Origin of the sequence: Actinomyces oris, assembly GCF_001937665.1 — a bacterium.
Classification (GTDB): domain Bacteria; phylum Actinomycetota; class Actinomycetes; order Actinomycetales; family Actinomycetaceae; genus Actinomyces; species Actinomyces stomatis.
In genome coordinates, this window is sequence record NZ_MSKL01000009.1 from 49,620 (window position 1) to 62,521 (window position 12,902).

Here is a 12,902-nt window from a genome sequence, read left to right on the forward strand (position 1 = left end):
GGGTGCGCCGTCGGTTCGGCGGATGCAGACCCTCGCCGATGCGGCCCGTGATGCGGTCCCCATCGTCGTCGGATACGTGACGCTGGGGCTGGCGGCCGGGATGCTGCTGGTCGCCGAGGGCCTGGCCTGGTGGTGGGCGCCGGTGTGGAGCCTGGTCATCTACTCCGGAACCATGCAGATGCTGCTGGTGCCGCTGGCCGGTGGCGGCGAGCCGCTGGCCGCCATCGCCCTGTCCACCGGTTTCGTCTCGGGCCGGCACGTCTTCTACGGACTGGGCTTCCCCTTGGAGCGGGTGCGGGGCAGGGCGCTCACCCGCCTCTACTCCGTCCACGCGATCACCGATGAGGTCTACGCGCTGCTGGCGGCGCGCGACCGACGGGCCATGAGCGGGCGCTACCTGGTGGGTGTGGAGGCGATCAGCCACACCGCCTGGGTGGTGGGCACAACCGTCGGGGCACTGGCCGGAACGGCGCTGGCCTCCGCGGTGGGTGAGCGCATCGAGCTGCTCGGCTTCGTGCTCACGTCGCTGTTCGTGGTCCTGGCCATCGAGAACTGGCGCAACCACCCCGATATCGGGGTGCTGTGCGTGGGGCTGGTGGCCGGCGGCATCGGCCTGGCCATGGGTGGTTCGGCGGCGCTGCTGACCGCGCTGGTGACGCTCGCCGTCGGGCTGGTGGGCCTGTACGCCTGGCGCGCTCGCCAGCCCGGGGAGCCCGGGCCGCAGTCGCGGCGGAGAGCCGGCTGATGCTCACCAACCCGCAGGTCGCGGTCGCCGTCGCGGTCGTCGCCGTCATCACCTTCGTGTGCCGGATCGTGCCCTTCGTGCTGCTGCGCGGACGCCAGGACAGTGCGCTGCTGGCCTTCCTGTCCCAGGCGATGCCGCTGGGGGTCATGATCGTCCTGGTAGCCTACACGCTGGGCGGAGTGAGCCTGTCGCCGTCGAGCTGGCTGCCGGCTGCCGGCGGGATCGGGGCGACGGCGGGCCTGCACCTGTGGCGGCGCTCCATCGGCCTGTCACTCATCGGCGGCACCGGCGTGTACGTCGCCCTCAGCCTCCTGCTGGGCTGACCCGCCGCGGGCGGTGGCCGACCATGTAGAAGACGATGAGGGCCACGTAGGTGACCACGCTCAGCCAGGCGCTGACCAGCCCCAGCAGTGCGGCCAGCGCGTACAGCCACGGCCCCATCGCGAAGCGCCGGGTCATGGACCGTACCTCCGCCTGCGTCACCTCCGGTCGCAGGCGGCTCCGGTCCCGGATGGACGCGCGCCACAGGGCGTTGAAGAACATCCCGCCGACCACCATGACCGCCCCGTAGAAGACGGCGCCTGTGCGCTCGTCGTGCCCGGACTCCAGGGACCGGGTGAGCACCGAGGTGGCGAAGGGCAGGAAGGCGACGTCGAGCAGGAGGAAGAGGTTGCAGATGAGCATCCACTGGTCGACGCTGCGCACTCGCACGAAGATGGCGTGATGGTTGAGCCAGACCTGCCCCACCAGGAGGAAGCTGAGCACGAATCCCACGTAGCCGGGCCACAGGGAGGCCAGGGAGCGCAGGAGGCTCCCGCCGCCGTCGGGCAGCTTGATCTCCAGGCTCAGCAGGGTGATCGCGATGGCGATGACCCCGTCGCTGAAGGCCTCCAGGCGCCCGGGTGAGACGGGCGCCGACTCACTCTCCCCTGCTGCGCCGTCGGCCCCGGCGGCGGGCTCCGCCTGGCGAGCCGAGTCGATATCGGTGTCTGCGGCCGCAACATCGGCATTTGCACGACCAGAGGTGTCAGCGCCGACGTCGTCGGTGGGATCGTCGGTCGGGCCATCACGCGAGTCATGGTGGCAATGGGTGGTCATGCCTTCTCCTTTCTTCGCGGTTGGGGACATTCTGCGCCGGTGGGGACATTCCTGCACTGCCGGGGACGTTCGACGCCGTCGGGGACGGGATTCCTGTCCCCGACCGCGCGCCGTGTCCCCGAATGGAACGGAACGCACCTGACCGCGTGGAATGTCCCCGCCGGGCCCCGCGGACAGCGCAAGGCGCCCCTCGGACGGTGCAAGTCGCCCCGCAGGCAGTGCCGGGCGCCGACCAGTAGGCTGCGGGCGTGCCTGTTGACGTCAATCGCCCCGGCCCCTGGACCCACCGCAACCTCACCGCCCGCGGTACCCGTTTCCATGTTGCGCTGGCGGGTCCTGAGGCCCCGGCCGGCACCGGGCCCCTCACCCTCCTGGTGCACGGCTTCCCCGAGTGCTGGTGGACCTGGCGCCATGTCATCCCCGCCCTGGCGCAGGCCGGGCACCGCGTGGCGGCCCTCGACCTGCGCGGCTTCGGTGGATCGGACCGACCGCCGTCGGGCTATGACCTGGTGACGCTCGCCCAGGACCTGGCCGCCGTGGTCCGGTCACTGGGGCACGAGCGGGCCGTGGTCGTGGGCGCGGGGCTCGGCGGCCAGGTCGCCTGGGCGCTGCCTCACGTGGCCCCGGACCTGACGACGGCGATCGTCCCGGTCGGCGCTCCCCACCCGCTCGCACTGCGCTCGCTGCGGGCCCGGGCACTGTCGGGGCCGGCGCTGCAGTACGCGAGCCTGCGGATCCCGGGCCTGGCCGAACGCCGCCTGCGCAGCCGCAGTGCCCTGGAGGGCCTGCTGCGCTCCTGGGCCGGGCCGCACACGCGCGAGGCGGTGGCCGAGGAGGCCCTCTACTACGCCGAGCTCCTGTCCCGGCCCGGCGCCGCCCACAGCGCCCTGGAGCCGCTGCGCAACCTCGTGCTGTCCCGGGCGGAGACGGCGGCTCTGGACAAGCCGGTGGCGGTGCCCGTTCTGTCGGTGCAGGGCGAGCTCGACCCGGTCCAGCCCGCCCAGGCCTATGCGCGCGACACCCACCACGTGGCCGGCGACCTGCGCCAGGTGACGATCCACCGCTCCGGCCACTTCCCCCAGGAGGAGACCCCGGCCGGGTTCGTCCGGGCGCTGCTGCCCTTCCTGGCCGACGTCGCCCCGCCCACTTCTGCTTGACACCTCGAGCCGGGCACGTCTCGCGCAGCCCTACGGAGTAACGGTAGGGCTGCGCGAGAAAGGCCCGGCTCGGCTGCGGTACGGCTGGGCAGGAGCGCCCGGCGCCGCCTCACCCCGGCTCACACCGGCTGGCGCAGGTTGTCCATGAGGGAGCGCCGGTCGAGCTGGGCGGGCAGCCAGGTGGTTGCCACCGCGAGCGCCAGCGAGATCCCGCTGACGAGGGCCAGCAGCCCCACCGGGACCGAGGCGACCAGGACCGCCATCCCGCCCCCGGAGTACAGCGCGGCGTAGACGGCGCTGAAGGCGGTGGCCACCAGCCCGAAGAGGATGCCGGTGACGGCGTAGATGACACCCTCCAACGCCGTGGAGGCCAGAACCGTGCAGGTGCGCGCCCCGATGACCCCCAGCAGCGCCCCCTCCTGGCGCCGGGCCCGCCCCACCATGGCGATGTTGGCGATCCCGCCGACGCCGGAAATGAAGAAGGTTGGAACCCCGACAGAGAGGAACCCGCTGACCGAGCCCTGCGCGCCGGTGGCCTGGCCGGCCCCGACGGCGGCGTAGACGGTGCCGGTCAGGGCCACGGCGATGGCGAAGGGGACGATCGTCGTCATCGACAGGGAGGCGCGGTGGCGGGCGTTGGCGCGGGCGGCGAACCAGGCGGGGCTACGGCCCGGGATGAGGGCGGTCCACCAGGTCAGCAGTGGCCGCAGCGTCCAGTTCGGCACGCTCAGGGCGGCGATCGCGGCGAGGAGCCCCATGGAGGCGCCGGCCATCGCGCGATCCCCCGGGTCGTTGAGGTTCATACCGGACGTGGCCATCTCCGCCCTCTCCGCATCACTCATGGGTAGAGAGCTCTCGAAGGGGGTCATGACCAGCCCCAGGAGCATGATGCCGACGACCACCCACTGCCACCACCGGGTCCGGGTCTGCGGAGCCGTGGCCTCCCGCAGCGCCTGCATCTCGGGGACCGACGCCGCCCGCCGGGCCGGCCCCATCGCGCCCAGGACGCAGAACAGCATCGTCACGGCGATGGTCAACGGCACCCCGAAGCCCGGCATGATGATGGGTAGATTCTGAGGAAACACGTCGAACTCCCGCCAGGTGAGCAGGTAGACGCGAACCAGCGGCAGGCTGGCCACCGCTCCCATGACGCCTCCGAGCAGCCCGATCACCCCGACCTGCGCCAGGATGATGCGGCGGATGCGGCTGCCGGGGATGCCCAGGACCTTCCACAGCGCGTGGGAGCGCTGCTGGGCCGAGACGGTCAGGCCCAGCGTCGTGGACAGGATGACGGCGGTGGCCAGCCCCGCGTAGGAGACAAGGCTGGAGCCGATGATGTGGGAGGCGTTGATGAGCTCGGCCGAGCCCTGGGCCTGGGCCCAGTTCAGGGCGCTGTACCAGGCGGTGATGATGACGCCGATGATGGCGCCGCCGACCGTGGCGACGAGCAGCGACCACAGCCACTGGCGGGCGTGGTGGCGCAGGTCGTTCCAGATGAGTGTGACCATGATCTTCTCCGATCCTCTCCTGATCCTGTTCCGGTCAGGCGGCGCGCGTGGCTCGCGCCGAGTGGACGAGCTCGGCGATCTGGCGGGCGTCACGGCAGCCGGTCCACTGCACCAGGTGCCCCTGACTCATGACGGCGACCGCGTCAGCTCTGGCGGCGGCCTCGACGTCGTGGGTCACCATGACCACGGTGGTGCCCTGCTCGGTGAGCCGGCGCAGCCAGTCCAGGACGAGGGCGGCGGAGTCCAGGTCGAGGGCGCCGGTGGGCTCGTCGGCGAAGACGATCCGGGGCCGGCTGGCCATGACACGGGCGATGGCCACGCGCTGGCGCTCCCCGCCGGAGAGCTGGTGGGGCTTGAGGCCGGCGCGGTGAGCGAGCCCGACGGCGTCGAGGGCCGCCCGGGTCTGGGCGCCGCTCAGGGGACGGCCGGCCAGGCGTGAGGGCATGGAGACGTTGTCGGCGGCGCTCAGGGAGGCAATGAGGTTGTACTCCTGGAAGACGAAACCGACGTGACGGGCGCGGAACCGGGCCCGCTCGGCCGGCCGCATCCCGGAGGTGAGGGCGCCGAGCATGGTCACCTGTCCGCTGGTGGGCTCATCGAGGCCGGCCATGCAGTGCAGCAGCGTCGACTTGCCCGATCCGGAGGCTCCCACGACGGCGGTGAAGCTGCCCTCGGGCAGGTCGGCGTCAACGTGGTCCAGGGCGGTGACGCGGGCGTCCTGGCGTCCGGGGACCTCGTAGACGCGGGTCAGGCCGCGCAGCCGGATGGCGACGGGCGACGACGAGTCCGGCCCGGGAGGCGGCGTGGTCGATGGCTGGGATGTGGCGGAGGCGGCGGTCGGATCGGAGGGGGCCAGGGGCGGGTGAGCAGTCATGCCTCCAGCCTGACGGCGCCGTCTCTCGCAGCCCATCCGGCCATCTGGCGAATCGGAGGTGGGGCTAGCCCGACACCGGCCCGGGCCGCCTCCGCCCGACGTCTGGCATCCTCGAGCCGGGCCTTCTTCGCCTAGCCCTACAGAACCGCGGTGGGGCGACACGGCATCCGCCCGGCTCGGCGTCGGCTCCGCGGGCTCCGCCCTCAGACACCCACCTGGGGGCACAGGCCGGCCTCGAGCAGCACGCACTCGCCGCAGCGGGGAGAGCGGGCCGAGCACACCCGCCGCCCGTGCTCGATGAGCCGGTGGCAGCCGTCGGTCCAGCGCCACGGCTCCCACAGGGCCGCAATGTCCTTCTCCACACGCAGCGGGTCCTTCGACGTCGTCCACCCCAGGCGGCGCGAGAGCCTCCCCACGTGGGTGTCCACGGTGATGGCGGGCTGCCCGAAGGCGTTACCGAGCACGACGTTGGCGGTCTTGCGCCCCACTCCCGGTAGGGAGACGAGCTCCTCGCGGCTGCGCGGCACCCGCCCCTCGAAGCGCTCGGTGAGCACCTGCCCGATGCCGAGCAGGTGCCCGGCCTTGGCACGCTGGAAGCCCAGGGGCCGCAGGATCGCCTCGAGGTCCTCGCGCCGGGCCGCCCCCAGGGCGGCGGCGTCGGGGTAGCGCCCGAAGAGCTCGGGGGTGACCGTGTTGACGCGTGCGTCAGTGGTCTGGGCCGACAGGACGGTGGCCACGAGCAGCTGGAAGGGGCCGTCGTGATCGAGGGCGCAGGCGGCGTCGGGGTAGAGGGCCATGAGCTCGTCGTCGACGGCGCCCGCGCGCCGGCCCGGATCCGCCACCGCCGACACCTCAGGGACCTCTGGAGCCTCGGGGGCCGCCTCAGCCGTCCCGGCCTCACTGCTTGTCGATCTGCGCACCTCATCCTCTTTCCGCGATCTCGTCGGCAACACCATCGGCTCCATCCGCCCCTGGCTCAAAAGTGTCACAGGACGCACCCGATTTTGCTCACCTCTCTTTGACCTGCAACACACGGAGGCTACAATGCTCGACGGCGTGCCACAGGTCACAAGCCGTGGCAGGATAGACCCGAGGGCTCCCGCATGCGGGATGCCAGCCCCCTAACCACCAGGAGGATCTCCGTGGAAGACAGCATTATCTCCAGGATCCCGCTCTTCGAGGGCCTGAGCCCGGAGGAGCAGGAGGAACTGCGCGCCATGATGACGCAGACGACTCTGCGCCGTGGCGAGACCCTCTTCAACGAGGGCGACTCAGGCGACCGCCTCTACATTCTCCTCTCCGGGAAGGTGAAGCTCGGCCACGCCAGCGCCGACGGCCGCGAGAACCTGCTCGCGGTGCTCGGCCCCGGCGAGATCGTCGGCGAGCTGACCCTGTTCGACCCGGGCCCGCGCTCCACCACCGCCACCGCCGTGGCCCCCACCGAGCTCCTGACGCTGGACCACAACCAGCTCATGACCTTCGTGGAGTCCCACCCGCAGCTGGCCAAGGACATGCTGCGCGCCCTGGCCCAGCGCCTGCGCCGCACGAATACCGCGCTGGCGGACCTCGTCTTCTCCGACGTGCCCGGCCGCGTGGCCAAGGCCCTGCTGGACCTGGCCGACCGCTTCGGATCGCCCACCGACGACGGCGTCCACGTCCCCCACGACCTCACGCAGGAGGAGCTCGCCCAGCTGGTGGGCGCCTCGCGCGAGACGGTCAACAAGTCGCTGGCCGAGTTCGTCTCCCGCGGCTGGATCCGCCTGGAGGGCCGGGCCGTCACGCTGCTCGACGTCGACCGCCTGCGCCGTCGCGCCCGCTGAGGTCCCGTCTCGGGTCGCGAGCCCTCAGCACAGCGCACCGGATGAGCCGCCGGGCGCTGGCGCCCGCATCAACGACGCATATGACGCCGCGCCTGCGGCCGGGAGATACCGGACCGCGGGCGCGGCGTCATGCTTGGTGGGGTCGCCGAACGGCTCGTCAGGAGCGGGGGCGCTTGAGGTAGGCGATGAGGTTGTCCGTGCCGGACGGGCCGGGCACGACCTGGACGAGCTCCCAGCCGTCAGCGCCCCACTGATCGAGGATCTGCTTGGTGGCGTGAGTGATGAGGGGGACGGTGACGTACTCCCAGGTGGTCGGCGCGGCGGATACAGGCTCAGAAGATGCAGTCATGGGCCTCAGCCTAGAGCCCGCCGCGAGGCGCCGGAAGTCAGGAACACGGGGGCGGCCTCAGGAGGCGCAGCGCACCCGGGCCAGGATACGAGGGGCGCGACGGGCGTGAATCTCGGCGACGAGCTCGTCGTCCTCGCGCTCGAGCCACAGGCCCCAGTCGTCGACCTCGGGGAAGCGTCGCAGCAGCGCCCGCCTCTCCCGCTCGGTCAGGCCACCCCACACGCCGAAACTGGACTCGGAGTTGAGGGCCTCGGCCAGGCACTCCATACGAACCGGACATGCGAAGCACAGTGATCTCGCGTCGCGCTGCTCAGCCCCCTTGCCGAAGAGCTGGTCAGGCTCAACGGCGGCGCAGGCCGCTCTGGCCGCCCAGGTCTGGTCGTCTTGAATCATGCTCACTCCCGATTCATTCAACGGCCGACGCCGTTGTCGGTCACGTCACAGTCGTTACCGTATGGCAACCGGGCACCGCACACCAAATCCTCCCCCCGTGACCTGTGCAATCCGACCGCCGCAAATCCCCGACAGCGCGCGGCGGACCAGCGCGTTCAAGGAGAGTTCTCTGATAGCGAGCCAATTGCCGGGCATCGGTCCCCCATCACCCCCTCGCCTTTCACACGGCCGAGGATTCCAGTTCTCACGGCCGGAAGGGTGCACCCGAACCGCAGCCTCCCAGCATGGATCGTGATGTCACCGTGACCCTCACCTGAATATTTCTTAGGAATTACCTGTATGGCGACACTGTCTCGCTATGTGGCCGCACCGTCCCGTTCCCTGCGCCCGTCAACGCCGTCGAATCACCTCGCCTCCCCACCAACCAGAAGGCATTGGGGCTGACCTCCTAGGGTCTTCCCAGCGCGAAGAGGGTCTACGCCACTGCATCCTCCAAGCGATTCCACGTAGGCTGGCGCCATGGCGAAATCCTCTGCGCGCGGGCGCTCACTGACACCACCCCAGGTCGTCTCGATGCTCGTGGTCTTCCTGACTCTCTCGTGCGTCGGCGGGGTCCTGTCCGCAGGCTTCGCCACTCCCTTCGTGGGTGTCACGGCAGCGCTGACCAAGGCATCCGCAGAGCTCTTCGAGGAGCTCCCCAGTGACTTCAACGTCCAGCAGCCCAGCCAGATCTCCACCCTCCTGGCGTCCGACGGCTCCGAGATCACCAAGTTCTACGCGGAGAACCGCATCGTGGTGCCCCTGAACTCGATCTCGGTCAACATGCAGAACGCCATCGTGGCCGTGGAGGACCAGCGCTTCTACCAGCACCAGGGCGTCGACCCCACCGGCATGGTGCGAGCCCTGGTGTCCAACAACGCCGGCGGCTCGCGTCAGGGTGCCTCGACCCTGACTCAGCAGTACGTGCGCAACACACTCATCGAGACCGGCCTGAAGAACGATGACCACAAGATCATCCGCGACGCCACCGAGAGCACCGTGGCCCGCAAGCTGCGGGAGATGAAGTTCGCCCTCAGCCTGGAGCAGAAGTACTCCAAGCAGCAGATCCTCGAGGGCTACCTCAACATCGCCGCCTTCAGCCCCTCCACCTACGGGGTCGAGGCCTCCGCCCAGCACTACTTCAGCAAGTCAGCCAAGGACCTGACAGTGGCCGAGGCCGCTCTCATGGCCGGTGCCACCAACGCCCCCAGCGCCTACGATCCCGTCACCCATCCGGAGCTGGCCAAGAGCCGCAGGAACTGGGTGCTCTCCAAGATGCTGGAGGAGAAGTTCATCACCAAGCAGCAGTACGATGAGGCCGTCAACTCCGAGATCAAGCTCAATGTTCGGGACTCGCCTGCAGGTTGTGGGGCTGCGGGCAGCTACGCCTACTTCTGCACCTATGTGGTCAACGAGATCCTCGGCTCGGAGAACTTCGGACCTAATGTCTCCGCACGCCGTCAGCTCCTGACGCGCGGCGGCCTGAAGATCACCACCACCCTGGACCGCGCGCGCCAGAGTGCCGCCGATTCCGTCATTCAGGCCAGAACTCCGATCGGGGACTCCGACGGAGCCAATTCCACCATCGTGTCGATCGAGCCCGGCACAGGAAGAATCCAGGCTCTGGCTCAGAACACCAACTATGAGGATTCCCAGCTCGTCTTCGCAGCGGACGCCAAGCACGGTGGAATCGAGCTCCCCGACGGAAACGTCGGCTTCCAGCCCGGTTCGACGTTCAAGGCAATCGTCCTGGCCGAATGGCTCAAGACTGGCCACACAGCCGGTCAAATGGTGAACGCGTCCGCACCGAAGAACTACTCGCCCAATACGTTCACAGTTTCCTGTGATCCCGCGCGCGCGGCCGGTTCCTGGCCCGTCAACAACGTCGCCGGGACCAACGCCGGCGTCATGACCGTCAGAGAAGCCACGAAGCAGTCCATCAATGCGGGCTTCACCGAGATGCTCAGGGACCTCGATGTCTGTGAGGTCACGAAGCTCGCCGCCTCCATAGGCATCACCAAAGCGGACGGGAGCCCACTGGATCCTGACCCCTCCATCGCCTTGGGAGGCACACCCGTACCACCGATCAGCATGGCCAACGCCTATGCAACCTTCGCCTCCGGCGGCAAGTACTGCAAACCCATCGCCATCGACCAGATCCTGGACGCCAGCGGGACCTCCATGGCCGTGCCCGGCGCCGACTGCACCCAGGCCATGGACCAGGGTGCCGCAGACGAGACAGCAAGAACGCTCCGGGCCACATCCGAACCAGGAGGTACCGCTAAGGACGCCGTCTTCGGCCGACCGATCGCGGGCAAGACCGGAACCACGGACGAGGCCGAGAACACCTGGTTCGTGGGATTCACCCCGCAGCTGTCCACCGCGGTCTGGATCGGTGACGCCACGGAGAGCGGCAGGAGCCTTGTAGGCAGGACGATCGGAGGAGTGTACTTCCCGAAGATTTACGGCAGTGACCTGGCCGTGCCGATGTGGCGCGACTACATGTCCCAGGCCGTGGCGAACGACCCTGCCCTGCCCATTCCCTCCCACGGGTGAGCACCGCTCCCCGCGAGAATGACAACTGCACAGAAGAGGACCCGACTCCCCATGACGCCCTGCACTGTCGGCCGCGCCGCCCTGTCCGTCATCGGCGCCACCGCCGCCCTGGGGGCGGCCACGCTGGCCTACAGCCTCATCGAGGCCAGGTGCCCCGTACTGCGGCGCATCGACGTGCCGGTGCTCGCCGCCGACGAGGAGCCCCTCACGGTGCTGCACCTGGCCGACCTTCACCTGACGGGTCACACCGAGGCGCGGGTCGCCTGGGTGCGGCAGCTGGCGCAGCTGCAGCCCGACGTCGTCGTCAACACCGGCGACAACCTCTCCCTGGAATCCGGGCTGGAGCCGCTGCGGCGGGCGCTCGAACCGCTGACGGGTCTGCCCGGGGCCTTCGTCATGGGCGACCACGACTACCGCTCCACCGTCTTCCGCCTACCGACGCGCTACCTGCACCGGGACCCGCGCAAGGCCTCCAGCCGCGTGCGCGACGAGGACATTGAGGCCCTGCCCTGGGAGGAGATCCGCGACCTGCAGGCCGCCGGTGGCTGGGTGGACCTGACCAACCGGCGCGGCTCACTGACCGTGCGCGGGCGGCGCATCGAGCTGGTCGGCGTCGACGACCCGCACGCCAACCGTGACGTCCTCCCCGTCCCCGAGGCCGCCGGCTCAGCGGAGTCGGCCACTTCCCTGCCGACGATCCGTGACCACGAGGGCCGGGCTCTGCGACTGGGGCTCACCCACGCCCCCTACCGGCGGGTCCTGGAGGCGATGTCGGCCGACGACGTCGACCTGGTCCTGGCCGGACACACCCACGGCGGGCAGCTGTGCGTGCCCGGGGTAGGGGCACTGGTGACCAACTGCGACCTGGACCGGGGGCGCGCCTCGGGCCTGTCGCAGTGGCCGGGCCGTCTCGGGGACCCGCGGGCCGCCGACCACATGTACCTGCACGTCTCCGCCGGGCTGGGCACAAGCCCCTACACGCCCGTGCGCCTGGCCTGCCGGCCCGAGGCCACGCTGCTGCGGCTGCTGCCGGCCTGAGGGGCGGCGCGCCGCCCCAGCACATCGTCCAGCACGCCCCCGCTGAGCAGCACTCCCCCGCGGCTTCCTCACCGCCCCCTCCCCACCATCGCCGCATCACTTCGACAGAATCTTCATAAATGACGCGGAGCCGTGTCTTCTATGAAGTTTTGGTCGATTTGTGGGGCCTGGGCACTCAGGGGGCCTGGGCGTGGCGGTCAGTGACGCCAGCGAGCGAAGCCGCCCTCGGAGTTGATGACCTGCCCGGTGATCCAGCGGGCCTCATCGGTGAGCAGCCAGGTGATGAGGCGCGCGGCGTCGTCGGGCTCGCCCCAACGCCCCTGCGGGAACATGGCGGCGATCGCCTCGCGGTCCGCGTCGGTGACGTAGCCGGTGTCGACGGGGCCGGGGTTGACCGTGTTGACGGTGATGCCGGCGTCAATGAGCTCCTCGGAGATCGTCGGGGTGAGGCCGGCGATAGCGGCCTTGGCGGCGGCATAGGCGATCTCCCCGGGCAGAGGGCCCAGGCCCTGGCCCGAAGTGAGGAAGACGATGGCGCCGCGGTGGTTGTCGACCGATCGACTGCCCGGACCTCCGGAGCGGGCGGGAGCGGGCGAGGCGAAACCCTTCTGGGCGGCGAAGGCCTGCGCCAGGAGGATGGAGGCGCGGGCGTCGACGGCCCAGTGGGCGTCCAGGACAGCCTCGGTCATCTCGCTGAGCGGACCGTCGGGGCTGCTCATGGCCTGGTTGCACACGAGGGCGTCGAGGTGGCCGGCGGTGGCTGCGGCCTGCTCGACGACGCGGACCGGCTCCCCGGGGGCGGCCAGGTCGGCGGGGATGTCGATGAGCCGGGCCGAGCCGACCAGGTGGGTGCGGATGGAGGCCATGACGGCGTCGATGTCGTCAGCGCCCCAGGGCTGGGAGGCGTCGTGCGGGCGGTAGTGGTGGGCGACGACGCTCGCCCCGTAGTCGGCGGCGCGGCAGGCGATGGCGTGGCCGATGCCGACGCGGCGGCTGACCCCCGTGACCAGGACGGTGCGCCCCGCCAAAGGCAGGGGATCGCGTCCGCCGGGGCCGGTGGAACCGGCGGTGCCGCCGGGGCGGGCAGGAGCGGCGGCGGGATCTCCGCGGTGAGCATCAGTGGTCATACCGGCAAGCGTAGAGGGGCCTTCCGCGCGTACGGGGGCGTTTTCTTTCCGCCGGGGGCATTCTGCGCGTGCGGGGACCGTCTTCCTGTCCCCGCACGCGCGAGACGTCCCCGGCCGCGATGAAATGTCCCCGACGGCGTCGATTGCCCCCACCGGTTCGAGCGGCGAGGGAGCGAGAGGAGGCTGGTGGGGGCCGCG

At 70.4% G+C, this 12,902-nt stretch carries 13 protein-coding genes; 6 read left to right on the plus strand and 7 right to left on the minus strand.

The genetic code is table 11. From position 1 onward, the window contains the following. Positions 1 to 22: 22 nt before the first annotated feature. Together BKH28_RS04490 and BKH28_RS04495 are read left to right on the plus strand one after the other, a co-directional pair. The gene (locus tag BKH28_RS04490) at positions 23 to 745 is read left to right on the plus strand and encodes an AzlC family ABC transporter permease (RefSeq protein WP_075417673.1); all 723 of its coding nucleotides are present in this window, start codon (positions 23 to 25) and stop codon (positions 743 to 745) included. After that, positions 745 to 1,068 (plus strand): branched-chain amino acid transporter permease, encoded by a 324-nt coding sequence (locus BKH28_RS04495; protein WP_075417674.1) that lies wholly within the window; start codon positions 745 to 747, stop codon positions 1,066 to 1,068. Before BKH28_RS04490 ends, BKH28_RS04495 begins: the two co-directional genes overlap by 1 nt. Here the strand turns inward: BKH28_RS04495 and BKH28_RS04500 are convergent. Beyond that, a complete protein-coding gene (locus BKH28_RS04500) occupies positions 1,049 to 1,843 on the minus strand; it encodes a TMEM175 family protein (RefSeq protein WP_075417675.1) in 795 nt (264 codons plus the stop codon). The two genes, BKH28_RS04495 and BKH28_RS04500, sit on opposite strands and share 20 nt — an antisense overlap. A 248-nt stretch (positions 1,844 to 2,091) precedes the next feature. On the opposite strand from BKH28_RS04500, the gene BKH28_RS04505 reads away from it, so the two are divergent. Beyond that, positions 2,092 to 3,000 carry an alpha/beta fold hydrolase gene (locus BKH28_RS04505; protein ID WP_075417676.1) on the plus strand — a complete coding sequence of 303 codons (909 nt, stop codon included), beginning with the start codon at positions 2,092 to 2,094 and terminating at the stop codon, positions 2,998 to 3,000. A gap of 119 nt (positions 3,001 to 3,119) precedes the next feature. Here BKH28_RS04505 and BKH28_RS04510 read toward each other — a convergent pair whose 3' ends face one another. The 3 genes from BKH28_RS04510 to nth form a co-directional block, all read right to left on the minus strand. Continuing rightward, a complete protein-coding gene (locus tag BKH28_RS04510) occupies positions 3,120 to 4,508 on the minus strand; it encodes an ABC transporter permease (protein ID WP_075417677.1) in 1,389 nt (462 codons plus the stop codon). 34 nt (positions 4,509 to 4,542) lie between these two features. Then, on the minus strand, positions 4,543 to 5,382 hold the full coding sequence (locus tag BKH28_RS04515) for an ABC transporter ATP-binding protein (protein WP_143224064.1): 840 nt from the start codon (positions 5,380 to 5,382) through the stop codon (positions 4,543 to 4,545). Positions 5,383 to 5,585: 203 nt separating this feature from the next. Further along, positions 5,586 to 6,347 (minus strand): endonuclease III, encoded by a 762-nt coding sequence (nth, locus tag BKH28_RS04520; RefSeq protein WP_075417678.1) that lies wholly within the window; start codon positions 6,345 to 6,347, stop codon positions 5,586 to 5,588. A 177-nt stretch (positions 6,348 to 6,524) separates the two neighbouring features. On the opposite strand from nth, the gene BKH28_RS04525 reads away from it, so the two are divergent. Then, positions 6,525 to 7,202 (plus strand): Crp/Fnr family transcriptional regulator, encoded by a 678-nt coding sequence (locus tag BKH28_RS04525; protein WP_003787943.1) that lies wholly within the window; start codon positions 6,525 to 6,527, stop codon positions 7,200 to 7,202. A gap of 157 nt (positions 7,203 to 7,359) precedes the next feature. Here the strand turns inward: BKH28_RS04525 and BKH28_RS04530 are convergent, their stop codons facing one another. Continuing rightward, on the minus strand, positions 7,360 to 7,551 hold the full coding sequence (locus tag BKH28_RS04530; protein WP_003787945.1) for a DUF4177 domain-containing protein: 192 nt from the start codon (positions 7,549 to 7,551) through the stop codon (positions 7,360 to 7,362). A gap of 57 nt (positions 7,552 to 7,608) precedes the next feature. After that, positions 7,609 to 7,944 (minus strand): WhiB family transcriptional regulator, encoded by a 336-nt coding sequence (locus tag BKH28_RS04535; RefSeq protein WP_075417743.1) that lies wholly within the window; start codon positions 7,942 to 7,944, stop codon positions 7,609 to 7,611. 519 nt (positions 7,945 to 8,463) lie between these two features. On the opposite strand from BKH28_RS04535, the gene BKH28_RS04540 reads away from it, so the two are divergent. Beyond that, positions 8,464 to 10,539, plus strand: coding sequence for a transglycosylase domain-containing protein (locus BKH28_RS04540; protein WP_075417679.1), 2,076 nt, complete (start codon positions 8,464 to 8,466; stop codon positions 10,537 to 10,539). 51 nt (positions 10,540 to 10,590) lie between these two features. Further along, on the plus strand, positions 10,591 to 11,577 hold the full coding sequence (locus BKH28_RS04545; protein WP_075417680.1) for a metallophosphoesterase: 987 nt from the start codon (positions 10,591 to 10,593) through the stop codon (positions 11,575 to 11,577). Between the two features lie 197 nt (positions 11,578 to 11,774). Here BKH28_RS04545 and BKH28_RS04550 read toward each other — a convergent pair whose 3' ends face one another. Beyond that, complete coding sequence (locus tag BKH28_RS04550; protein WP_075417681.1) at positions 11,775 to 12,704, minus strand: SDR family oxidoreductase; 930 nt, start codon at positions 12,702 to 12,704, stop codon at positions 11,775 to 11,777. Positions 12,705 to 12,902: the final 198 nt, after the last annotated feature.